The 25,336-nt window shown below is 44.5% G+C and carries 20 protein-coding genes; 17 read left to right on the forward strand and 3 right to left on the reverse strand.

The genetic code is table 11. From position 1 onward, the window contains the following. Window positions 1-164 precede the first annotated feature (164 nt). Window positions 165-1,028, reverse strand: a complete 864-nt coding sequence (locus MHI51_RS15035; RefSeq protein WP_076217573.1) for an AraC family transcriptional regulator — start codon at window positions 1,026-1,028, stop codon at window positions 165-167. Window positions 1,029-1,171: 143 nt separating this feature from the next. Between MHI51_RS15035 and MHI51_RS15040 the strand changes: the two genes are divergently transcribed. Then, entirely contained in the window at window positions 1,172-2,668 is a 1,497-nt protein-coding gene (locus MHI51_RS15040) for a glycoside hydrolase family 43 protein (protein WP_405174013.1), read from the forward strand. Window positions 2,669-2,981: 313 nt separating this feature from the next. Here MHI51_RS15040 and MHI51_RS15045 read toward each other — a convergent pair whose 3' ends face one another. Both MHI51_RS15045 and MHI51_RS15050 read right to left on the reverse strand, forming a co-directional pair. Then, on the reverse strand, window positions 2,982-3,137 hold the full coding sequence (locus MHI51_RS15045) for a hypothetical protein (protein WP_179087429.1): 156 nt from the start codon (window positions 3,135-3,137) through the stop codon (window positions 2,982-2,984). Further along, window positions 3,130-4,038: an AraC family transcriptional regulator gene (locus MHI51_RS15050; protein ID WP_076278454.1), complete on the reverse strand. Its 909-nt coding sequence runs from the start codon at window positions 4,036-4,038 to the stop codon at window positions 3,130-3,132. The genes MHI51_RS15045 and MHI51_RS15050 overlap by 8 nt, the downstream gene beginning before the upstream one ends. A 156-nt stretch (window positions 4,039-4,194) precedes the next feature. On the opposite strand from MHI51_RS15050, the gene MHI51_RS15055 reads away from it, so the two are divergent. The 16 genes from MHI51_RS15055 to MHI51_RS15130 all read left to right on the forward strand — a co-directional run bounded on the left by MHI51_RS15055 (window position 4,195) and on the right by MHI51_RS15130 (window position 25,221). Beyond that, on the forward strand, window positions 4,195-4,785 hold the full coding sequence (locus MHI51_RS15055) for an SDR family oxidoreductase (protein WP_076276508.1): 591 nt from the start codon (window positions 4,195-4,197) through the stop codon (window positions 4,783-4,785). A 15-nt stretch (window positions 4,786-4,800) separates the two neighbouring features. Further along, entirely contained in the window at window positions 4,801-5,784 is a 984-nt protein-coding gene (locus MHI51_RS15060) for an aldo/keto reductase (RefSeq protein WP_076276509.1), read from the forward strand. Window positions 5,785-6,073: 289 nt separating this feature from the next. Then, entirely contained in the window at window positions 6,074-7,888 is a 1,815-nt protein-coding gene (locus MHI51_RS15065) for a hypothetical protein (protein WP_342410836.1), read from the forward strand. Window positions 7,889-8,058: 170 nt separating this feature from the next. Next, on the forward strand, window positions 8,059-10,419 hold the full coding sequence (locus MHI51_RS15070; protein ID WP_405174014.1) for a glycosyl hydrolase family 95 catalytic domain-containing protein: 2,361 nt from the start codon (window positions 8,059-8,061) through the stop codon (window positions 10,417-10,419). 179 nt (window positions 10,420-10,598) lie between these two features. After that, window positions 10,599-11,492, forward strand: a complete 894-nt coding sequence (locus tag MHI51_RS15075) for a sugar ABC transporter permease (RefSeq protein ID WP_051491014.1) — start codon at window positions 10,599-10,601, stop codon at window positions 11,490-11,492. An 18-nt stretch (window positions 11,493-11,510) separates the two neighbouring features. Next, entirely contained in the window at window positions 11,511-12,374 is an 864-nt protein-coding gene (locus MHI51_RS15080; RefSeq protein ID WP_076125649.1) for a carbohydrate ABC transporter permease, read from the forward strand. Window positions 12,375-12,545: 171 nt separating this feature from the next. Next, a complete protein-coding gene (locus MHI51_RS15085; RefSeq protein WP_341002544.1) occupies window positions 12,546-13,571 on the forward strand; it encodes a response regulator in 1,026 nt (341 codons plus the stop codon). After that, window positions 13,571-15,397, forward strand: a complete 1,827-nt coding sequence (locus MHI51_RS15090) for a histidine kinase (protein ID WP_341002545.1) — start codon at window positions 13,571-13,573, stop codon at window positions 15,395-15,397. The genes MHI51_RS15085 and MHI51_RS15090 overlap by 1 nt, the downstream gene beginning before the upstream one ends. 209 nt (window positions 15,398-15,606) lie before the next feature. Continuing rightward, entirely contained in the window at window positions 15,607-17,169 is a 1,563-nt protein-coding gene (locus MHI51_RS15095) for an extracellular solute-binding protein (RefSeq protein WP_405174015.1), read from the forward strand. 56 nt (window positions 17,170-17,225) lie between these two features. Continuing rightward, window positions 17,226-18,428, forward strand: a complete 1,203-nt coding sequence (locus MHI51_RS15100; protein ID WP_405174016.1) for a glucuronate isomerase — start codon at window positions 17,226-17,228, stop codon at window positions 18,426-18,428. 16 nt (window positions 18,429-18,444) lie between these two features. Continuing rightward, window positions 18,445-19,476, forward strand: coding sequence for a glycoside hydrolase family protein (locus MHI51_RS15105; protein ID WP_341002549.1), 1,032 nt, complete (start codon window positions 18,445-18,447; stop codon window positions 19,474-19,476). 47 nt (window positions 19,477-19,523) lie between these two features. Next, window positions 19,524-20,690, forward strand: a complete 1,167-nt coding sequence (locus MHI51_RS15110) for a glycoside hydrolase family 88 protein (protein ID WP_076190378.1) — start codon at window positions 19,524-19,526, stop codon at window positions 20,688-20,690. Continuing rightward, window positions 20,684-22,486, forward strand: a complete 1,803-nt coding sequence (locus tag MHI51_RS15115) for an alpha-L-fucosidase (RefSeq protein WP_342410839.1) — start codon at window positions 20,684-20,686, stop codon at window positions 22,484-22,486. The genes MHI51_RS15110 and MHI51_RS15115 overlap by 7 nt, the downstream gene beginning before the upstream one ends. Before the next feature lie 239 nt (window positions 22,487-22,725). Continuing rightward, the gene (locus MHI51_RS15120; RefSeq protein WP_342410902.1) at window positions 22,726-23,469 is read left to right on the forward strand and encodes a metal ABC transporter ATP-binding protein; all 744 of its coding nucleotides are present in this window, start codon (window positions 22,726-22,728) and stop codon (window positions 23,467-23,469) included. Continuing rightward, window positions 23,462-24,304 carry a metal ABC transporter permease gene (locus tag MHI51_RS15125; protein WP_036677866.1) on the forward strand — a complete coding sequence of 281 codons (843 nt, stop codon included), beginning with the start codon at window positions 23,462-23,464 and terminating at the stop codon, window positions 24,302-24,304. The genes MHI51_RS15120 and MHI51_RS15125 overlap by 8 nt, the downstream gene beginning before the upstream one ends. Further along, entirely contained in the window at window positions 24,301-25,221 is a 921-nt protein-coding gene (locus MHI51_RS15130; protein WP_036677864.1) for a metal ABC transporter substrate-binding protein, read from the forward strand. The genes MHI51_RS15125 and MHI51_RS15130 overlap by 4 nt, the downstream gene beginning before the upstream one ends. Window positions 25,222-25,336: the final 115 nt, after the last annotated feature.

The following is a 25,336-nucleotide window of genomic DNA, read 5'->3' on the forward strand; positions in this document are numbered from 1 at the left end:
CCGATCGCCTCAAGTTCAAGGTTTGTTAAAAGCGATTAGCGACCATTAGTCTGTTTATATTCACTTGCCCATAATCTGATCAGGTAATGCGCATTAATTCAAAAACACCAGGGAGTAATTTTCCAATAATAGGAGAATCGCTGCCTGGTGTTCTTTTTTTACCCTCAAAGCTTGTTCCTATAGACCTTGGGTGACATCCCATAGATTTTAGTGAATTGGCGAGTAAAATAATTACTATCACTAAACCCGCATTCATGTGAGATTTGGGTGATACTGAGATTAGAATGCTTTAATAACCCGCAAGCCCGTTCCAGACGTAAACGATGAAGATAAGCGATCGGGGTTGTCTGATAGTAGGAGCGAAAGATCCGGTTTAAGTGTCTGACTGATATGTCCGAATGTTTGGCGATCTGATCCAGTGTTAACGGCTCAAGATAACGATCTTCCATATATGAGAGTGCATTCGCCAAATGCATCAGATGGTTCCCCTGAATCCCTTTTTCCTGTGGGTCATATTGTCTGGACAAATAGACGACCAGTTCCATAAACTTGGAGCCCAGCATGGTCTGATAACCCTGTAGCTTGTTGTGATATTCTTCAATCATGCCCGCAATGAGAAAAGAGACATACTCCAGGTTAGGAATCGGCAAGCTGAGTTTGCTTGTGTAGGAATGTTTATGGCGATACAGGGGTTCCAACACAAATAAGGCTTGAAAGCCGTTGGATGTCCGCAAATCTGCCCCAGCTGTCGATAGCAATTCAGGCTGAAACATAACATTGCAGATCTTGAAATCCTGAGGATCTTTAAAAGCATGCGGGGTCGAACCATTAATTACAAACACATTTCCCTTTTTGATAAAAGACTCCTCAGTATTAACAATATGTGTAGCTGTGCCACTCAATACAATTACGAGCTCTGAAAAGTCCGCATGTCTATGTAGATCGGTGTCTTCGTCATGATAGCCGTATTGAATAAAAAATGGAAATTGACGATCAGATGTAAACCATTTTAAATAAAATTCACTCAACTCGTTACCCTCCAAAAGCTTGTCTAGATGAATGTCTATATCATGCTATTTTAGGACCGAATAATCAAGGCTTTCTATCCAGTTGAAGCAGTATAATCCTTGACATAGGTTTCAGTGATTAAGATAGAGAAGGAGAATACTACATGAAATATAACAATCCGATTATCCCGGGGTTTTATCCAGATCCAAGCATTTGCAGAGTAGACGAGGATTATTATCTGGTAAACAGTTCATTTGCCTATTCTCCGGGAATACCCATTTGGCACAGCAAGGATTTGGTGCATTGGAAGCAGCTTGGGTACTGTTTGACTCGTGAGAATCAGCTTCAATTTGATGAATCCGTGGTGTCCGGAGGTGTTTGGGCGCCGACTCTTCGTTATTATAACGGTCGTTTTTATATGGTTACGACAAATCAGGATAGCGGAGGTCATTTCTACGTTTGGGCGGATGACCCGGCAGGCGAATGGTCGAATCCACTTTATGTGGAGCAGGAAGGCATTGATCCCTCCTTGTTTTTTGACGATGGAAAGGTTTATTTCACAAGCACAGGCTCCGAGCAAGGGATGGGGATCTACCAATGTGAGATTGATATTGAAACGGGTCAAAAGCTTAGCGATACACGCTTGATCTGGACTGGTAGCGGAGGGAAATTCCCTGAGGGTCCACATCTTTACAAAATAAACGATTACTACTATTTGATGTGTGCGGAAGGTGGGACAGAATATGGACATATGGAGACTATTGCAAGAAGTAGATCGCCATATGGGCCTTATGAATCGTCTCCTCACAATCCCATTTTGACACATCGAAGTTCAGATTACCCCATTCAAGCTACAGGGCATGCCGATTTAATTGAAGCTCAGGATGGTAGCTGGTGGGCGGTATTTCTGGGGATTCGACCAGTAGGTTATCCTTACCGTCATCATCTTGGCAGAGAGACATATTTGGCTCCGGTTCAGTGGACGGAGGAGGGGTGGCCAATGATTGGTGATAACGGAGTGGTTGGTTTAGAAATGGAAGCTGACCTGCCTTCACCAATGCCGTGGGAAGAAGAGCCTGAAACCGACGATTTTGATCAATCTGACCTAAGAATGAGCTGGAATTTCATACGTAATGCTAATAAGGTGGATTGGTCATTGCAGGAACGGGGAGGGTGGCTAGCTTTACGTGGATCAGATGTGAGATTAAATGAGAAGGGTACGCCTGCTTTTATTGGCTGTAGACAGCGGCATTTGAATTGTGAAATTACCACCAAAATGGAATTTAGCCCTCTTGAGGGTGACGAAGCTGGTCTTGTAGTTTTTATGGATCAGAAGTATCACTACGCAATTGGACTAACGCAGATGGAAGGTGAAAATGTTATTACGCTGCGCAGACAGGTAGGGAGCATAATTGGTGTGGCATATTCTTCGGCTTTCGAAGGTACAGGGGTAGAATTGAGAATCCAGGTATTACCTGAAAAATATATATTTTACTATCGAGGTGTGGATCAAATATGGCATCTGCTTGGCGAAGCCGAGACACACTTGATATCTACTGAAGTCGCAGGCGGATTTACTGGAGTATTCTTCGGCATGTATAACTACTCTCCTTATGGAACAACTGCTTATTATGATTGGTTTAGCTATCAAAAGAAATAAAAGGCGGTCGGCTACGTGATCGTCAGAAAAAGCAGTGTTAGCTTGTGAAAAATACAAAGCAGCGATTCTCCAAGTATGGATGAATCGCTGCTTTGTGTTTTTTGGTTGTTGTTGGTTGTCTTCCTCAGCTTGTATTTATCAACCTCTTAGGCTTAAGGACTCAGAGGACGTTATTTGCGTATTTATCACTTTTTAAGCATAGTTTCGGACCCCAATGCAGCTATTACTTCGAAATAGATTCATATTGAGTGTTTTTTGAGCCAATAGCGGCTATGCGGTCCTTTAGCATCCCAAATGTGAGATAATACTACGTTTAAGGTCCCGTGGGTCCGATAGTGATCAGCAGATAGGATAAACCTGATAGGACCAGCCCGATAGAATCAGCCTGTGCGCAAAGGTTACCCATACAAGTTGGTGTTAAGCTGATAGTTCCATATTGTGAATGACGAACACGTTCGCTTTTATCCAATGAGCATATCTTCCTTCAAACGCTTGATGTCTGCTCTAGGTGGTGAACCAAACATCCGAGAATATTCGCGGCTGAATTGTGATGCACTTTCATAGCCAACTCGGAACGCGACATCCGCTGCATCCGCTGATTCAGATAATAAAAGGCGGCGAGCTTCCTGTAAGCGCAGATGCTTTTGAAACTGAATAGGACTCATGGCAGTTACCTCTTTGAAGTGTCTATGGAACGAAGAAATACTCATATTGGCTGTTTCAGCAAGCTCTTCAATCCGCAAAGGTTTATCACAGTTCTCGATAATCTGTTCGATGGCCTCCCGAATGCGGTAGGTGCTGCTACCTTCCATCGCAATTTGAGCGAGTGTAACTCCATAGGGTCCCTGCAGAAGCCGGTATAGAATTTCATCAGTATAAATCGGAGCCAAAAACGGAATGTCCTTGGGATCATCCAGCAAACGTACCAATCTCAGGATCGCATCCAATAGTGATAACTCTATCTGCCCGACATACATAGCTCGCTTAGCATTTTCTTTCGGAGCGAGTTTAAATTCGGAATCATTTAGTACTTTCAAAATCTGACTCTGCGTGAATTCTAGCTTAAAGCTTAAATAGGGTGCGTTGGGAGAAGCTTTTATAATCTGACCGATAACGGGTAAATTCATTGATGATATTAGATAATTTGCGGGACCATACTCAAAACGCTCCTTGGCCAATAAGATCTCCTTTGTTCCCTGCGCAATGAAACATAAAGAAGGTTTGTATACTCTGTATACTGGCTCGGTCACATTGGAGTTACGAATCACAAACAATGAGGGGATAGCGGTCTCATATACTCCATCCTGGCTCGAATGATGTTCAATCAATCTGGCGAGTTCTTCTTTCCGCTCTAGTAATTCTTTAGACATGTGCTCCTCCTAATGTTTTGTTCTTATTCAATTATAAAGTAAAAACATCTTTTGTGTTAGTGATAGTGAGAGGAATAGGCAATCATTTAAGATAATTGAGATAACGGCGTTCACTTCATTTATCGCATAATTAGAACTAAGAAAGGGGTTTTGAAATTGAGCAATGTTTTGATCATAGGCGCTAATGGCGGAATTGCACGACATGCGATTGATTTGTTTTTGAACGAAACCGATGCCCGGTTAACACTATATCTCCGCAACTCGGACAGATTAAGCCATATAACATCCAGCCGCACTCGAGTATTTGAAGGAGATGTGTTGGATAGTGAGCAATTAAAAGAAGCGATGATCGGGCAAGATGTTGTTTATGCTAATCTGGCAGGTAATTTGGAGAAAATGTCTAAGACCATCGTTGAAGCAATGAACACCACTGGTCTTAAACGTTTGATTTTTATCAGCTCAATGGGCATTTACGATGAAGTTCCAGGAGAGAAGTACAGCAGTATATTGGATCCATATCGTAAATCTGCAGAAATTATTGAAGCTTCAAATCTTAACTATACAATTCTGAGACCTGGATGGTTTACCTATAAAGACGAGATAGACTACGAAACAACTCAGAAAGGTGAACCTTTTAAAGGGAGAGAAGTGTCGCGAAAAAGTGTGGCTGCATTAGTTGTTAAATTGGCCGAGTCACCAGATATGGAAATTCGCCGCAGTTTAGGAGTAAACAAACCCAAAATCTAAAGGAGACACATACTAATGGAATATACAAAACTTGGTCGTACTGGTTTGGATGTATCTAGAATTTGTCTTGGTTGTATGAGTTACGGAGTACCTGAACGTGGAATGGCTCCGTGGTCGCTAAATGAGGAGCAGAGCAGACCCTTTATTAAAAGAGCACTGGAGCTTGGCATCAACTTCTTTGATACGGCTAATGTATACTCTGACGGAACAAGCGAAGAAATTGTCGGACGTGCCTTAAAAGAATTCGCTCGCCGCGATGAGGTAGTCATTGCTACAAAGGTGTTTTTCCGGATGCATCAGGGACCAAATGGAGCAGGACTTTCACGCAAAGCGATTATGACCGAAATAGACAACAGTCTAAAACGGCTGGGCACAGATTATGTGGACCTATACCAGATCCATCGTTGGGATAATGACACTCCTATCGAAGAGACCATGGAGGCCCTTCATGACGTAGTAAAGGCAGGTAAAGTTAGATATATTGGAGCGTCCTCTATGTATGCTTGGCAGTTCTTGCAGGCACAGCATGTTGCTGAGCGTAACGGTTGGACTAAATTTGTCTCTATGCAAAATTACTTGAATCTACTCTACAGGGAAGAAGAACGGGAAATGTTGCCTCTTTGCCGGGAAGAAGGAATCGGTGTGATCCCATGGAGTCCGCTTGCTAAAGGTCGACTAACCCGTGATTGGAATGAACAAACAGCTCGTTCAGAGATAGACGAAGTCGGAAAGGCATTTTATGCAAAAATGGCTGAGGCTGACCGCAAGGTTGTTGAGGTAGTTGCCGGAATTGCGGCTAAGCGCGGGATTCCACGTGCCCAAGTAGCGCTTGCTTGGGTTCTGCAAAAAGAGCCAGTAACATCGCCTATCATTGGTGCAACCAAAGCAAATCATCTGGAGGACGCCGTTGCAGCGGTATCAGTGAAGCTGGAGCCAAGTGAAATAGCGAGTCTGGAAGAGCCTTATGTGCCACACCCAGTTATAGGAAATCTAAGCTAGATAAAAAGCGTGATACCCTTGGGGATCGCGCCTTTTTTTTACCTAAGCTAAACTTTCATCTACCATTTAGTGCCTTTAGAAACTTGTCTTTAGTTTGGCTTAATCGTTGCTCAGCACCATGCGGGTGCAAGGGTTTGCATAAATAGGTGAATAAGAAAACACATTCCAATCGATAAAAATGACATGTTAATTCTTCTTAAGCCAAGGTAATATGTATCCGATATGTGAGAGTGAATATAGAAAAGGAGATGAACTCTTTATTATTAATTCCACATTGAAGCATACGCACATGAATACTGAAATTGGCCAACCAGCCATCCTCAATCCAAGTCAGGTGTACCCGACGGTTTCCTTCACACCGTGTGTTAACGGAAGGGTTGCCGGTGAATTGATTTTTGATAGAACGAAACTGGTGACTGAGTTGCCTGAGACTTCTATGGTTAAAGACTCGTTAATGGAATGGACACCGTTAGGCACGGCTGATCTACTGGGTACTTATGAACTGCGAATGACCCTCAAGCAGGACGGAAAAGCTCCTCAGTATGACTCATATTATTTTACCGTGCTGGATCCAAAGAGCATCCCCGCGGGACAGAGCACAATCGCTTTCCTTGGTAACGATGGAATGATGATGTATATCGGTGATTATCGAGGTAATCGGATCTTGGACTTTTCTAATGCGGGTTATAGGGGTGGTGGTGTTGAGATCCCGAATATTCCCGTTAAGTCGACCGTTCTACCCTTGGAGGGTGACGCGACGGACCGTATTCAGGTGGCAATTGACCAGTTGGCTATGCTCCCGCTCGATAAGAACGGCTTCCGCGGGGCAGTCCTTTTGAAAAAAGGCAGATATGAAGTCGGAGGCACGTTGTTCATTAAAGCAAGCGGGATCGTCCTTCGCGGTGAAGGTCAGGACAAAGAGGGCACTATTCTTTATGGTACCGGAGCGAAACTGCGAAATCTAATTGAAATTGGTGAAAATGCAGATCTTATGCTGGACAGCAACTCGAAGCAGATGATTTCAGATTTGTATGTGCCCTCAGGCTCGCGTTCTTTCCATGTAGAAGACGGGAGTGCTTACCGTGTAGGCGATCAGATCATAGTCCGCAGAATAGGTAATAAAAACTGGATTCACGAAATTGGTATGGATAACATCTATAAGCGCCCGGGTGGAACCGTAACCCAATGGTCACCGTTCATTCTGGATTTTGACCGAGTCATCACTGCTATTGTAGGTAATACGATTACGGTCGATGCCCCATTGGCGAATGCTATCGAACGTCAGTGGGGCGGCGGAGAGATCTATAAATATACAGACCATGCCCGCATTCAGCAGGTGGGGGTAGAGAAAATGAGGGTAGAGTCCGATTTTGACCCAAGTATTATAGATATTAAGATGGATAACGATACAACAGATTCTTATTATGCGGACGAAAAACATGCTGAACGTTTCGTCGTGTTCAACAGTGTGAAGAATGGCTGGGTTCGAGAGGTGAGAGGTTACCATCTGTCCTATTCTCTAGTTCAAATGAAGCGTTATTCCAAATGGGTTACGGTTCAGGACTGTCAAATGTACGATATGATCAGTGTGGTTACTGGGGGTCGCCGTTATGTCATACATCAGATGGGCCAGCTAAATCTCGCTCAACGTATTTATACAGAGACGGCGCGGCATGCGTTCACCGTCGATAGCTGGGTACCGGGGCCGAATGTATTTCTGGATGGAGAAGCTGTTAAAAATTATAACACCAGTGAACCTCATCATCGCTGGTCAGTCGGAGGCCTGTTCGATAATATCAAAGCTCCCATCTCTATTCGGGATAGGGCGTGGTTAGGCAGCGGACATGGCTGGGCAGGTGCGAATTATGTGACTTGGAATACACAAGGAGAGCTCACTTTACAGCGGCCACCAACCGCTCAAAACTACGCCATTGGCCATGTTGGTAGCAAGATACCCGGACTGCTTCCTAACGATTATGATTCCCGGCCCCGTGAAGATGGATATTGGTGCAGTTGCGGTCAACATGTCGTCATTAATAGTCTCTACAAGCAGCAGCTGATGGAACGTTTAGGTCGAAATGCGCTCAATAATATAAAAAAATAATTTACAGTAGGGTGCGGAATTTTCCGCATCCTTTTTAGTTTGGATCATAAAAAAACACAACCCCTAACAATCTATGCCATGGAGAGACATCAGGATCAAGAGTAGCATAGGAAGTGGAGTTACTGACGAATGATATGAACTGAAAATAGGAAAGGCCAGGTGAACAAGAGTTGAGTGAAAGAAGACGAGCGAAACAAGAAGTAGCATTACCGGCAACCAAGCAGGAATCAGAACGTCTTCGATTATGGTATACAAGCCCGGCGTCAAATTGGAATGAGGCTCTTCCCATAGGAAATGGGCGCCTCGGGGCAATGGTGTCCGGTATGATCGGCCAAGATAAAATCCAGCTTAACGAAGATTCAATTTGGTACGGCGGCCCTGGACGTGCAGCTAATCCTGCAGCTCAGCCATATTTAACAGAGATTCGGCAAATGCTGAAAGACGGCAGGCAGGCGGAGGCAGAACATTTGGCACGAATGGCTATGACTGCTTCACCAAAATATGAGCAGCCGTACCAGCCACTTGGAGATTTGATTTTAAAGTTTCTGGATTCCAGTGAGGTTATAGAAAAATACGAGCGGGAGCTCGACTTGGAGCAAGCGGTCGTTACGGTATCGTACCGTTGTGGCGGGGTTCGCTATTACAGGCAATATTTTATAAGTGAACCGGACGGTGTATTGCTAGTCCGATTGACAGCTGACAGACTTGGCAAGATCACGTTGGCTGCGAATCTTATGCGTCGTCCGTTCGATACCGGCTGTAGCACTGGTCCTGCAAACACAGTTTTAATGAATGGGGAATGCGGAGCGGATGGCGTTCGCTTTTGCACAGCACTAAGGGCAGTTCAACAAGGAGGCTGCCAGAGGCTCATCGGGGATTTCATCTCTATTGAGGGGGCAGACTCCGTCACCCTTATGCTGGCAGCGCAGAGTACCTTTCGCGTAGATCAACCTGAAAAAGCCTGTCTAGAGCAATTGGATCAAGCTACGGCTCAGTCTTTTGCAACACTAATAAAGCAGCATAAGGAGGAGTACAAGTCCCGGTTTGCTCGATTTTCAATCGATTTAACTAGGGGTGGAGACCTGTACGCTGAGCTTCCTACCGATAAGCGATTACAGCGGTTACAGCAAGCAAAAGATGAAAGAAGCAATCCCAATGAGTCTGGTGATCCGGGACTAGTTGCACTATATGTACAGTATGGGCGCTACTTACTGCTTTCCAGTTCTCGACCAGGAACGTTGCCTGCTAATCTGCAAGGCATATGGAATGATAGCTTTACCCCGCCATGGGAATCAAAATATACAATTAATATTAACCTCCAGATGAATTACTGGCCTGCCGAAGTCCTAAATATGGCTGAATGCCATGAAACGCTGTTTGATCTGATCGAACGGATGCAGTTGAACGGTCAAGAAACGGCAAAAGAAATGTATGGCTGTCGCGGTTTTGTTGCTCATCATAACACTAACTTATGGGCGGAAACCCGACCAGAAGGCATCCTAATTACCTGCACGGTCTGGCCAATGGGTGCTGCTTGGTTATGCCTTCATTTGTGGGAACACTACCGGTTTGGACTGAATCTTTCTTTTCTCAAGGAAAGGGCCTATCCAGTGATGAAGGAAGCAGCGATTTTTCTGCTTGATTACATGGTAGAGGAAGGTGGCTTACGAATTACTGGGCCTTCAGTCTCCCCGGAAAACCGCTTCCTTCTTTCGGACGGAAGCAGCGGCAGCCTCTGTATGGGACCATCCATGGATTTGCAAATCGCATATACATTGCTATCCGCCTGTTCGGAAGCGGCATTAATTATCGGAGAAGAAGATACAATGTTTCTCTCTGAACTACATGAGACGCTTGAACACATTCCACAGCCGAGTGTGGGCAGTCATGGACAGATTAAGGAATGGCTGTTTGACTACGAAGAGCAAGACGCAGGTCACCGGCATATTTCTCAGTTGTTCGCATTACATCCGGGGGAACAGATTGACATGAGGCACACCCCTGAGCTTGCCGCAGCAGCCCGGCGAACGCTTGAACGCCGCCTTGACGGAGGTGGAGGTCATACCGGCTGGAGCAGAGCATGGATCGTCAACTTTTATGCCCGTCTAGGTATGGGTGCGGAAGCCTATGAGCATTTAATTAAACTGTTAGCCTCCTCCACGTATTCGAATCTTTTAGACTGCCATCCACCCTTTCAAATAGACGGCAATTTTGGTGGAGCAGCAGGGGTAGCAGAAATGCTGCTGCAATCCCACCGAGGAGAACTTCGACTATTACCTGCCCTTCCCAAGGAGTGGTCTTCAGGCAGCATAAGGGGGATGAGAGCAAGAGGTGGTTTTACCGTTGATCTTTCTTGGAGCCAAGGAAAGCTGGATGAAGCGACGATTCACTCTACGGTTACCACTGAATATCGAATTTGGTCTGCCGTTCCGCTCGATCTGCCAGAACAATCTCTTATTAGCGATGGTCAGGGATTTGAATATACTTTTTCTTCAGTTGCAGGGAAGTCCCGCAAGATTTGTGCACAATAGTCAATCGTAATAAAACACAGGCAAGCCGAAAAATCTCCATTTTGAAGACCTGGATATTGGATTAACATTAGCCATACAACAAAATCCAAACTGCAACCAAAGGAGCGATATTTATGCCACAACAAGTGCCAGCCGCATTGCCAGCGAGCAGGCCAGATCTTTCCCCATTCCAAAGACGAATGACCAATTTGCGCAAATATAAAGCGCTGTATCTCATTTCACTTCCGGGCATTATTTTTTTTATCGTATTTAAATACTTACCCTTGGCGGGTTCCATCATGGCCTTTCAAAACTACAACATATTCAAAGGTTTTACAGGCAGTCCGTGGGTTGGCCTTGATCAGTTCCGGCGGATGTTCACCTATCCAGAGTTTTTGAGAATTCTTGAAAATACTATCCTGATCGGCCTATATGATATGGTCTTTGCGTTTCCGGTTCCCATAATATTCGCCCTCCTTCTTAATGAAGTGAGAAAAGCTTTCTATAAACGGATTTTGCAGACCGTCGTTTATTTGCCCCATTTTCTCTCATGGGTCATTATTGGGGGGATTATGATTGGCATTTTGTCCCCAACGACAGGTATCGTGAACCAGATCTTAAATGCTTTTGGGCTCGACTCCGTTTATTTTCTGGGCGAGGACTCGTATATTCGTACCATCCTGGTTGGAACAGGCATATGGAAAGACAGTGGATGGGGAACTATTGTTTATTTAGCCGCACTCGCTGCTGTGAATCCTGAGCTGTACGAAGCGGCCCGGATTGACGGAGCAAATCGTTGGAAACAAACCTTATCTATAACGATCCCGACGATCTTGCCCACTATCATGATTATGTTCCTGCTTCATATCGGTAACTTCCTTGATTTTGGCTTTGAGCGAGTGTTTGTATTTATCAATTCGCTTAATGAGACCAATGGAGATATTCTCGATACTTATATATACCGAGTGGGTCTTATTGATCAGCAATACAGCTATACAACAGCTATAGGCCTCTTTAAATCGGTCGTCGGACTGTTGCTAGTCATGATCGGGAATACGCTTAGTAAAAAAGCATCAGGGGATGGACTTTACTAGAAAGGAGTCGAAGAGTAAATGAAAAATAAAGGTCGCCTATTTGACGTTTTCAACTATATATTTCTGATGCTGGTCGGGTGCTTGATGGTCTTCCCTCTGCTGCATGTGCTCGCCAAATCATTTAGCAGCACTCATGCCATTAATGCAGGCGAGGTTAAGCTATTCCCTGTAGATTGGACACTTATGAATTATCAAGTTATTCTTGGGGATACCTCCATCTGGAGAGCTTTCATGGTAAGTATATTTATTACCGTTGTCGGAACGCTTATTAATCTGATTTTAACTGCATCACTGGCCTATCCTTTATCCAGATCCGAATATTCGATGCGCAAAGGAGTTCTGATTTTAATCCTAATTACGATGATATTTCACGCTCCGCTCATACCGAACTATATGGTCATCAAAAACTTGCACTTGATCGACTCTTTATGGGTATTAATCATCCCATCGGCCATCAGTGCATATAACCTGTTCATCATGCGTTCTTTTTTCTCAGCCCTGCCTACTGAGCTGATAGACAGCGCGCGAATGGATGGAGCGGGAGAGCTGCGCACGATGTGGAGCGTCATCCTTCCTTTGTCCAAACCAGTTATGGCAACTATGGGCTTGTTTTACGCGGTATCCCATTGGAATTCTTATTCATCGGCGTTGTATTTTATCAATACACGAGCGCTTTATCCACTTCAGCTGCGGCTTCGGGAAATCGTACTGAGTAACGACCTTGGGCAAGCGGGCAGCTTATTAGAAAACGTAAATGAAGTATCTCCGGCAGGTGTGCAAATGGCAGTTATTGTCGTCTCCGTCATACCGATTATTATCGTGTATCCGTTTCTGCAAAAGTATTTTATCAAAGGGATGTTAATCGGATCTATTAAGTCTTAAATTAATCAGCTTGCATCATCCTTTAAAAGAAACAGCCATCTGCTTATCAAAATATGGTAAGATATAATCCAAACTCAAAAATGGAAGCGTTGCCAATAATCGCAACTTCAAATCAATTTCATACCACAAGACAACTGATTCTGATTCCATTCCGGAAGGGATTTGATACAAGTGCGAGTATTGATTGTAGAAGATGAGCCTGTCATTCAAAAAGGATTGGTGAAGATGGTCCAGCGTTATCCGGTCTCATTCACCGCGATTTATACAGCCGACGACGGCGAAGCAGCCTTAGAAACTATCCAAAAGCTAGAACCGCATTTAGTGCTGACAGATTTGCGCATGAAGCGGATGGATGGCCTTGATTTATGTGAACGAATTCACCGTGATTACAGTCATGTCCAGGTGGCAGTCATTTCCGGGTACAATGACTTTCAATATGCACAACGAGCAATGGCCTATGGCGTTAAACGGTATTTACTGAAGCCGGTTCTCCAGCAGGATGTGCATGATATGCTGAGAGAACTGATATCCGGCATGACAGGCAGCATTATTCCTGTTCATAAATACGTGGATTGGGCCGAACAGCTGGAACAACACATCTGGCTGCTGCAACGTGATGAGACAAACCGTCTGCTTGATGAAAGAGAAACATCGGGTTTATTTGAAGGATTGAACGTCTTTAGCATGGATGCAGTGCTGAGTGATTGTCTGCAAATGATCGTAGATCGCTTGGAACGCCGAGGCTGGAAGCCTCCGTCCCGGTGCTGTGGAGGGGTAAAAGCCGCCAATACGAAAAAAGAAACGATGTTAGCATTTGTCGCGATAATAAACGGTATACTTGCGGAGCTGCAGCTTACTCGCAAAGGCAACTATAAGGACCCGGTTGAAGAAGCAAAAGCTTTCATTGATAAACATCTGGCCGAGGATGTGTCGTTAGAAGAAGTAGCCAAACGGGTGGGACTTGCCCGCACCTACTTCAGCGCATTATTCAAAAAAATGACGGGGGAAACCTTCGTACACTATCGGATCCGGAGACGAATGGAGGAAGCGCGCAGACTTCTTGCCGTACCCACCATGACAATCAGTGACATCTCGATTCATGTAGGTTACGAGGATTATCCTCATTTTACGAAGACATTTAAAAATCTCGTGGGTGTGTCACCTTCGGAATACCGTGCTTCGTTTGGCATTGAATAATGAGAGCAACCCTCAGCCGGAAGCTGCTATTTTATTTTACCATTGTCATCTTACTTTCCCTGTCAGCGCTGGGGATTTCCTTTTACAGCATTTCTGCCAAGCAATTGCAGTCAAGCACTGAAAACCAAATGATTCAGATCGTAAATAATGCAGTTCATCATACCAATCTCTATATTTCATCCTATCAACGGTCCACCGTGGCGCTACTAACGGATTTGAGAGTTAAAAGATATATTGATCTATCAGCAGATCGTGAGGAATATGAAAATTACCGCTACACGACCGATATTCGCGATGCTATTGTTGAACCTGTATGGATTCGCAATCCCGAGATTGAAGCCCTATATATTATCGGGTATTCCGGGAATGCGCTTTATTATTATAATGGCGGTTCAGCGCCATCTTTTACACAGGAAGACACCGCTAGACAGATCCGGTATTTCAAAGAACATACAGATGTCAGTGGACAGTTGAATGTAATCAATTACAGTATCCGTGGGGATCAAACGCCGATGTTGACCTTAATCCGCAGCATTCGCGGTCTTCAGTCACCAGAGATGAAAGGATTCGTAGGCATCGAAGTCAAAGCGGAGGAGCTCTCTACGTTATGGAAAGGAATCGATCTTGGTCCCGAAAGCTATTTTTTTATTGTAGATGGCGAAGGCAGGATTCAATATCATAACGATCAAAACAAAGTAGGGACGTTGATTCCCGATAGTCTTGGCAAGCAAATTGAGCAAGCAGGAAAGGCGATGTTCCGCAGTTCGGCAGAGGGCGTGGAAAAATCTTATATCAGCCGTAATGCGGAATATTCCGGTTGGCATCTGGTTGTATCCATCCCAGACACTCAGCTGCAAAAGCCGCTAATTACCATCCGGAATTATATTATTGTTGTCGCGATTTTGACATTTATGATAGCGCTGTTTCTGGCAAGCCGATTTGGTAAGTCCGTTACTACACCCATCCGTATACTGATGAAAGGAATGAGCCAGACCGAAAAAGGAAATTGGGAATTAATCTCCCTTCCGAAAAGCCAGGATGAGGTCACTGGGCTTATCGTTCGTTACAATCTGATGGTAACCCGCCTGTCAGAGCTTGTGGACACCGTGTATCAGTCAGAACTGAAGAACAAGGAAATGGAAGCTGAGCGGCAGAAGGCCGAATTCCAATCCTTACAACTGCAGATCAACCCTCATTTTTTATACAATACGCTCGAAACGGTGGTCTGCTATGCAGTAATTCAGGATTCAGATGAAATATCAGAAATTGTCGGAGCCCTGTCCTACATGCTGCATTATTCGGTGCGCACCAATCTTGAAGAGATAACCGTAGCAAATGAGCTGAAGCATGTCATCCATTATATGGTCATTATCAATCACCGGATCGGAAGGCCGTTTGAAATCGATGTGCGGATAAAGCCTGAAATGCTTCTACGCAAAATGGTTCGCTTGACCTTACAGCCACTTGTGGAAAATGTGTTCCAGCACGCCTTTCGTTATGGTGTTGAAGATTATCACACGATTACGATTGATGCTGGAGAGGATGGCGATATCTTCTGGGTCAGCATTACGGATAATGGCAGCGGGATGACCCCGGAGCGGCTTGAAGAACTTCGCCTCAAACTGAGCGAAAATCGACTCGCCGATGTGGAGGAAGGGAAAGGAAGCCCAGGCGGCATCGGTGTGCAAAATGTTCATCGCCGGATTCAGCTTGTCTTCGGAGAAGAATTCGGCGTTGACGTAGAAAGCAGTCCAGAATGCGGAACACGCATGATCATGAGAATGCCGATTTCCGGAAGGAAGGAACATCAAGTACTTAATGCATAGGTGCTAATCGCCGAAGAGAAAGAGGATCAAAAGGCTGTCCTGAGGTCCGAGCCGCGGACTTTTTGGGATGGTCTTTTTTTATAACGACAACCGATCACAAAAAAACACATCCCACAATAATCCACCCCATGGGAGTGCTGTTGATACAGCTTTATGATGGGTACAGGTAAACCAAATACCTTTTTATACTAATAAGGGGGATTATCCAGATGAAAAAATGGGTTAGTCTGATCCTATCCACGGCGCTTGTCTCAAGTCTCGTCGCAGGATGCGGAAGCAATGAAACATCGGACGGTAACGTCGATGCAGCAGGCGAAACAAAACCGCTTAAATTTAGTATTTCGTTAAACACAAGCGGAAACGCTTACACGGAAAGTTCTAAAGACATTAACACCGATAAGTGGGTCAAGGAGTTGGAGAAACGGGCGAATGTCGATTTAGATATTAAGTTAATTCCTTTGAAGGACTTTGATTCCAAAATGGCTGTTATGTTTGCCGGCGGTGATATCCCGGATGTGGTTCAAAATGTCGGAGGGGCTACGGATAAATCGATGGCTGGGTCGGTTCAGGCTGGTGTTTTTATGCCGCTGGATGATCTGCTGAAGGAGAATGCGCCCAACCTGATGAAGGTTGTCCCGCAGGAAGCATGGGATGAAGTCAGCTACGACGGAAAAATATATGGCATTCCGACTTGGCTCAGCAATCCATCTCGACGTGCCACCTTTATCCGAACTGATTTATTGGAGAAAACTGGCCTTCCGGTACCTGTAACGATTGAGGATTTCTTGAATGTGCTGCGCGCTTTTAAGAAACTCGGTGTGAGCGCTCCTTATCAGATGCGTGAGAACTTCAAGTATGCAGATATCGCATTTGGTGCATATGACGCGCTTGGCTATCAGTTTACAGAGGACAATGGAGAGATCGTACCCAAATTTTATAATTCCGAGAATATGGAAAAAGCACTGAACGTATACAAAACGATGTATGACGAAGGCCTCATTCAGAAGGATTTTGCGACAATCCAAACGGCACAGTATGGTGAAAATATTGCTGCAGGCAATGCAGGGATCTGGACAGCTAATGCGCAGAATCTCCTGGATTTCCGGACCCAGATCGCCGCGTCCAATCCGGAAGCGAAAGTGGATATTATCTCGTCGCCAACCGGTGACCATGGACAAAAAGGATACGGCTTGTATAGTTCGGTCAATACCTCACTGTATATCAACAATAAAGTCAGTAAAGAAAAGGCTGCCCGGATTATCCAAATGTTTGAATGGATGCAGACCCCGGAAGCCAGTAATTTCTATAGCTTTGGGATTGAAGGCGAGAATTACACGGTAAAAGACGGAAAAGTTGATTATAAGCTGCCAGAGAACAAGGCTGCCCAAGATGAAGAGAAATTCCGCACACAGCTGCGCTGGGTAGGGGACGGAACAATCAACCGCGAACGAACTGAGCTGCTTACGGGTGGTAAAGATGTCTTGAAAGCATTGGATGAAACTCTGAGTAAAGAAGGCTTAGGGGGCATCGGATTTGTACCTGATCTGGAGTCTTTCAGCAAGTTCCCTGATCTTGCCTCCAAACGTCCCGATCAGGCACCAAAACTGATCATAGACCATATGGTCAAAATGATTTATGGCAAAGAACCGATTAGCGATTTCCCAAAAGTCATCGAGGAATATAAGCAAAAGGGCGGCGAAGAAATCTTAAAAGAAGCAACAGAACGCTACAAAAATAATGAGGGAATCCTTAATCAGCAAAGCCGGAAATAGAAAGATTCTCAGGAAGCCTCTTCATTCGAAGGGCTTCCTGCCAGTTAGGAGGGAGTATGATGAGTCAAACTGCTTTGTGTGATGAAATCATGCGTATGCCTGTAATCGATACACATACCCATCTTGTCGGCGATAAGCTAAACGCGGCTGACTTCTGGGAAATAGCCGATTATTTCTGGTTGAACCAAGAGCTTCAGTCAGCAGGATATCCGGCAGATGCGGACCAACTTTCGAAAGAGAAACGGACTGACTCTTTTGTTAGAGCTTACCACGCTTCCCGTAATACGATGATGAATCGTGCTTTTACAGCAATCATGAAAGATTTGTACGGTATCTCCATCACTGATTCAGAGTCGGTGTTCAAAGCGGATATAACGGTTAAACAGCAAAGTAACGATCCCGGCTGGGCGCAAAACGTAGCTGACCGCCTGCATGTGCAGCGGTTTATTGTAAACCGTCCGGAGCATGCCAACTTTGCACACATGAGAGAAAATGCTCTACAGATTCCTCGAATTGACTCCTGGCTGCCTGAGCTGGCAAAGAATATTGCAGATGCCTCTGATCCCAGCCGGGAAGCGGCTTATACTCAAGCGAAAAAGTTTATTAGCGAGCAGTTGCACTCATATCAGACGATGGGCTGTCCGGGAATCATGACTACGTTGCCAGCCTTTGAAGCCAATGCTCATGATGTTTACAATCTTAGCAGCGTAACTGAACCGGATGAAATCATGATGCTGCTCCTTCATCATATCTGTTCGGAACTGCAAGTAAGAGGAATGTTCTTGCAGCTGTTTCTCGGCGTCGAACGCAGATGGTGTAATACATCGGCTGCGCCAGTTAACGATCCGCTACGGATTGTTAAACTGTATGGTTTGTTTGAACGGTATTCCATTCCGTTTGAGCTGGTGGTGGCTTCAGAATTAAATAACCTGGATATTGTGCAGGCTGCATGGAATTTCCCTAACGTTCATGTAGGTGGGATGTGGTGGTATAACTTCAGACCCAGTACCTATTTGCAGAGCATGCAGTATCGGTTGGAGGCACTCGCCCCGCTCAAGTGTTCGCTCATTGTCTCGGATGCGCGCTGTATCGAATGGACATATGGCAAGCTGCTGCTCGTTAAAAAAATACTTGCGCGCTTTTTGGAAAGTCAAATAGCGGAAGGCTGGATCAGCCGGGAGGAGGCGCTGAATATTGCTGCGGAATGGCTACATGGCAGTGCTGCTAAACGTTATGGACTAACAGATGTAAAGCAATAAGCCGTGGAGGTAGAAAATGACTTTTTCATTGATGAACCGAATGTTGCCTGCTCCTTTGAACGGAGGGTTCCGCATGGAGGATTGGTGGGTGTGGTGCGGATCAGCTGTGCGTGGCGAGGATGGGCGTTTTCATTTATTTGCATCCCGTTGGCCGAAGTGGCTGCCGATGCATCCGGGATGGTTACTCCGCTCAGAAATTGTCCGCGCATCTGCCGATAACGCGGAAGGACCTTATACGTACGAAGAAACCGTACTACCCGCAAGGGGAGCGGAATACTGGGACGGACGAAGCACCCATAATCCGCATATCCTTCGTTATGGTGATAAGTATCTGTTGTATTATATGGGCTCAACTCATCCATTCGCTGAGCCGCAGCCTAATGAAACAGTGGAACTTGACGACTATCGGGTGATTGCCGCTCGTGCCAACAAACGTGTTGGCTTAGCTATAGCCGACAGTGTATTCGGACCATGGACAAGGATGGACGCACCTATTCTGCCTACACGTCCGGGCAGGTTCGACAGCTTCCTCACATCCAATCCGGCTCCTTGTATTCGCCAAGATGGCTCCTTGCTATTGGTATATAAAGCCCGCAAATACGAGGGCAATTCCTATGGACAGATGACGCTTGGCATTGCCGGTTCACCTAAGGACGAAGGGCCATATAGAGTAATTAACAACGCACCGCTGTTTCCAGCAGAGCGGTCTCATATTGAAGATCCATTTATCTGGCGGACCACGGACGGGTACCAAATGATCGCCAAGGATATGGATGGCCGGATATGTGGAGAAAAGCACGGTGGGATATTTGCATCATCTCCGGATGGAACCGACTGGCAGCTGGCTGATTCAACGCAATCGTATTCCCGGCGTGTACTCTGGGAGGACGGCACAGAGCAGTGGATGGGCAGCTTTGAACGTCCGTTCCTATTATTTCAAGAAGGGGTCCCTACCCATTTATTCGCTGCAGTAGCAGATGGACCGGGAGGGTTCCGAAATGCGAAGCACACTTGGAATATGGTAATTCCACTACGGACAACGCTTTAAGAAATTAAATTTCATAAATATCATCAGTGTTTACAGGAGGAACTAAAATGAGTGAAGTAATACCAACTCAACAAACTCGCGGACTGGTAATTTCGGAGTCTACTCTGGAATGGGCGGATGGCGCTTGGCAACAAATTGTAAATAAAGTGGAAAAGACTAGTAAGCGAATTGGTGTTAGTTTTCCGCATGCTTCCGTGAGCGGAGTATACGACAACATGCGTCCATCGTGGTGGACAGCAGGGTTCTGGCCGGGTATTTTGTGGCAGATTGCCGCAGAAGGTAATCATCCGGCGCTGCAAGAAATCGCCGAGCAAATTGAAGAGAAATTGGATGAACCTCTTTATGCCCTTACCGTACATCATGATGCTGGTTTTATATGGACACTCTCAGCTTTGGCCAATTACCGAGTGACTGGTAATGAACGCTCCAAGCAGCGCGGGTTGATGGCTGCTGCTCAACTGGCCAGCCGCTTTAACCTGAAAGGGTCATTTATCAGAGCCTGGCATGACACGGAGAAGATAAACCGGGCGGGATGGTCCATCATTGATACAGTAATGAATCTGCCCTTACTATACTGGGCATCGGAAGTTACAGAGGATCCGCGTTTCCGGCATATCGCCGCTGCGCATGCGGAAACGGTAGTTGAGCATTTTTTACGTCCGGATGGATCAAGTTATCATATTCTGGAGTTCAACCCGGAATCAGGCGAAAAAATCGGCGCTATGGCCGGCCAAGGTTATGCGGAAGAATCCGCTTGGGCACGGGGCAGCGCATGGATGATTTACGGTCTTACTTTGTCTTTTCACTATACCGGAGAGAATAAGTTTCTAACGGGAGCTAAAAGAGCTGCGCACTTCTTCTTAGCTAATCTTCCTGAGGATCATGTACCTCACTGGGATTTCAGGGCACCTGATGCAGGCGAAAAGCCGCGTGATACCTCTGCTGGTGCATGTGCGGCATGTGGCTTGATTGAGCTGGCAAAGATCGTACCACAGGCGGAAGCCTCTTTTTACCTGCGAGCCGCAGAACAAATCGTTCGCTCACTTTATGAGAATTATGGGACTTGGGACATTCCGGAAGAGGAGGGCTTGATTCTTTCTGGAACATCCAATCTTCCAGGGGGTGTGCACATTGATACGCCACTGATATATGGCGATTATTTCTTCGTCGAGGCTGTATCTAAACTCCGCGGAGCCGTTCTTCAGTTATGGTAAGGAACGGAAAAACAACAGAAAACCTTCTCGATGATCCGTATAGTATACAGTCGGTCGAAACTCCGATAGATAACGAGCAGGCTCGGCGTATGGAATGGTGGCAGGAAGCCAGGCTCGGCTTGTTTATTCACTGGGGCCCTTATGCCCTGCCTGCGGGTGAATGGAAGGGAAAAGAAATACAAGCTTCTTACAGTGAGCATATTATGCTACGCGCGAAGATCCCAGTGGCTGAATATGTGGAAATGGCCGCAGCGTTCAATCCATCAGCTTTTGATGCAATGAAGTGGGTACGGACTGCCAAGCGTGCTGGCCTAAAATATATCATCTTTACAGCTAAACATCACGACGGCTTCGCGATGTATGACTCAAGTGTATCCGAATATTCGATCGTCAAGCACACCTCATTGGGCCGTGATCCCCTTCGGGAACTAATGGAGGCATGTCGTGCGGAAAAAATGGTACTCGGAATTTACTACTCTCATGCGATGGATTGGCATGATCCAGACTCTCAAGGGAATACCTGGGATTATCCACTGAATATCGGCGCTTACGATGACGTTCAAACGTGGATAAATGATACCGATAAACGCACCCGCTTTGAACGATATTTGCACAGCAAATCAATCCCTCAAGTCCGTGAGCTGCTGACGGACTACGGCAAAGTTGGTTTAATGTGGTTTGATTGCGGAGGCAAACTGACCCGTGAGCAAGGAGAAGCGTTTTTGGCGGCGGTTCATGCAATTCAGCCAGAATGTTTGGTCAATAGCAGAGTATGGAAAGCACCACTTGGAGATTATTCAAATACATCTGATAATCAACTTACGACTCGTAACCTTGGTAAGTACTGGGAGAATATTATTACGTTAAACGACTCATGGGGGTATAAGAGATCCGATCACCATTGGAAATCCCCTGTAACTATCATCCGCCAGATCATCGATGTTGTAAGTAAAAATGGAAATCTGGTAATCAATATCGGCCCAACAGCAACAGGGGAATGGGATCCGGTATCCGAATCCATTTTGCTTGATGTAGGAGATTGGTTAAATACCAATGGGGATAGCATTTACGGTGCTGGAGAATCGCCCACAGCCAAACCGTCATGGGGCAGATGCACTCTGAAAGGAAACACATTATATCTGCATGTTTTCGATCTTAAGAAGAGAAATAAGCTAATCGTCCCCGGTCTGAAGACCGCTGTTCAAAAGGTATTTGCTTTAGATGGAGGGGAGGAGCTGATTTTCACAAAGCTATCTGAGCAGGATCTGGAAGTCGAACTCCCCAGCTTACCGAACTTTGCCGAAAATTCTAACAACATGCCGCTGGTCATCGCAATTGTCTGTGCAGAACCTGTAGAAGGTAATCCAGTCCGATTATTGGAATTTGGAGAAGATACCTTACAAGAATTAGGGGTATTTGAAAGTGAGATCGTTGGTCCAACCCTCCGTTACGATACAGGAAAAAAAGACCATGATAATCTGTTGGACTGGAAGGATAGAGAGGATACCGCAATTTGGCATGTCCGAACATTAGGTCCGGTAAGATTTCAGGTTAGTATCGAATATCGCAGCGAAGAAGGAGAGAATGGTGGTGGCGGAGACTACCTCATCAAGGCAGCGGATCAAATTTTACAAGCTAAAGTTCATTCTACTGATGGAGTTAGTAATTTTCAAAGCTTTCAAGTAGGTGAGCTGTATTTCCCCACGGCAGGAGAATATACGATTCAATTGCAGGCAGAGGGTATTACAGGAGGTTATTTGATGCAGCCTAGATGTTTAAAACTACTGCAACTATGAGATTTTTATATTGAAATAATGCAAAAGAACTCAAATCACTTGGGTTCTTTTTTTTGTTGATTTAAGGAATGTTGTTGACATATTGCCCTCGGGTAAATATATTGTATATAAGAATAAAAGTTTACCTAGGGAAACAAATTGGATCAAAGGAATCATTGTTTCTATTGGGAAATAAATTAACAGGATGAACAGAACAGTGCTACATATGAACTTAACAGAGATAAGGAGTTTTTTTTATGATTGAAATCAGAAACCTAAACGTAGATTATTTCGGTAATTCTGCACTAGAAAATGTAAATATTGATATCCCCTTTGGGTATACAATCGGAATTATCGGACCAAATGGTGCGGGAAAATCTACATTCATCAAGTCATTGCTAGAGGTGATAAAGAAGAGAACAGGATCAGTTATGGTGGAGGGAAAAGATATTTCTGAGTACAAACGGAAGATCGCATATGTGCCGCAAAAGAATGACATTGATCTTTCTTTTCCAATCACGGTAAGGGATACAGTGCTGACTGGAACTTACCCTAATTTGCGAATCTTCCAGCGTCCCGGAAAAACAGAGCGGCAAAGAGTCGAGGGATGTATGGCGATGGTGGATATAAGTGATCTTGCGAATAAACAAATCAGCAATCTGTCCGGGGGACAACTCCAAAGAGTTTTTATCGCCAGGGCACTTGCACAACAAGCAAATGTATTTTTTTTAGATGAACCTTTTGTAGGCATAGATTTAGTCAGTGAGAAAATCATTGTAAAGCTGCTAAAACAACTTCGCGAAGAAGGGAAAACCATACTCATTGTTCATCACGATTTGCATGAGGTCGAAGAATATTTTGACAAAGTCATCATTCTCAATAAGAAATTAATTGCTTTTGGTGACGTTAAAGACACCTTTACGCCAGAGAATATCCTCAGCGCCTATGGTGCCTCCTTAGGTAATCTGGTGATCAAAGGGATGGGGGCGACAGATCATGATTGATTATTTCTCAGGAGTATTAAACATTCCGATATATGCACTTAACGCGGGATTATCTGCTATCATTCTTGGAATTGTATCAGGGGTTTTAGGAAGCTTTATTGTACTTAGAAAGATGTCATTAATGGGAGATGCGTTATCACATGCGGTGTTACCCGGGGTGGCGTTATCTTATATCTTAGGCATCAACATTCTTCTTGGAGCTTCACTATTTGGACTATTAGCAGCAGTTCTCATTCAATTTATTACAAGTCGCAGCAATATTAAAAGTGACACCTCTATCGGCATTATTCTCAGCTCATTTTTTGCGCTAGGTATCGTCCTAATTACTTTTGCCAAAAGCGGGCTTGATCTAACTCACATTCTGTTTGGTAATATTCTGGCCGTCCCACAGTCGGAGTTAATGCAATCCTTTATTATTATGATTGTTGTTATTGCCATCATTTCATTGCTGTATAAAGAGCTTTTAATGAGTTCGTTTGATCCGGTTGTTTCCAAAGCCTATGGGTTAAAAACAGGGTTCTATCATTATTTATTGATGATGCTCCTATCTGTGGTTACCGTATCTTCGTTATCTCAAGTAGGAATTGTGCTTGTGATTGCAATGCTGGTTATTCCGGCTGCTACATCCTATCTCTGGACGAATAAGCTGTTCCACATGATTATCCTGGCTTCTACAATCGGCGCTGTATCCGGGATTATAGGTGTAATTGTAAGCTTTAAATTCAATTTACCTACAAGTGCCACGATTGTTCTGGTCGGCGTAAGCATGTTCGGAATTTCATTTATAATCTCACCCAAAAATAATTTTTTCAGGAAAGGGTTGAAACAAGGATGAAGACCATAAAAATACTCTCTTTGACAATGTTTATCGTACTTCTTACCGCATGCTCAAAGATTAGTGAAGGAGATGCAGACCATGATAAGCTGCAGATTGTTGCAACGTACTCCATTATCGCTGATATGACCGAAAACATTGTAGGGGAGAAAGCTGAAGTTTACAGTATGGTACCCATCGGAACAGATCCGCATATGTACGATCCATTACCCAAGGATACAAGTAAGGTTTCTAGCGCAGATTTAGTGTTTTATAACGGTTTGAACCTAGAAACAGGTAAGGGGTGGTTTCAAGATCTTCTAGATGTGACTAATAAAAAGGATGTTGCTTTTGCAGTCTCAGATGAAGTATCTCCAATGTACCTAACAGAAAAAGGAAAAGAAACACAGGTAGATCCTCATGCCTGGCTGGATATTCAGAATTCAATAAAATATGTAGATATCATCACAAAACGTGTAATCGAAAAAGATCCCGACAACAAAGAATTTTATCTTAATAATCAATCGGAATATGTGAAGAAACTGAATGAATTGGATCAATATGCAAAAGAAGCAGTCGAAAAAATTCCACAAGAGAAACGTATCCTTGTTACCAGCGAAGGAGCATTCAAATATTTTTCCAAAGCTTACGGATTTGAATCAGCTTTTATCTGGGAGATCAATACGGATAGTCAAGGAACGCCAGAACAAATGAAAAACATAATTAAGATCATTGATGAAAATCAAGTGCCTGCATTATTTCTGGAAACTAGCGTAAATCCAAAAACAATGGAAACTATCGCAAATGAAACGGGAGTACCGATACACTCTAAGATTTTCACTGATTCTTTAGCTAAGAAAGGCGAAGAGGGCGACACATACATTAAGATGATCAAATGGAATATTGATAAAGTTATAGAAGGTTTATCTCAATCCTAAATGCCGGCTCCAAGCCTATATTAACCGACCTAAGATTCAGTTTTTTAGCTGATGATTATGTCGGTTTTTTATTGAATAAAATCTACATTCGAGCCTCGAAATATTACGTTTACGC

Origin of the sequence: Paenibacillus sp. FSL H8-0260, assembly GCF_045040625.1 — a bacterium.
Taxonomy (GTDB): domain Bacteria; phylum Bacillota; class Bacilli; order Paenibacillales; family Paenibacillaceae; genus Paenibacillus_AQ; species Paenibacillus_AQ odorifer.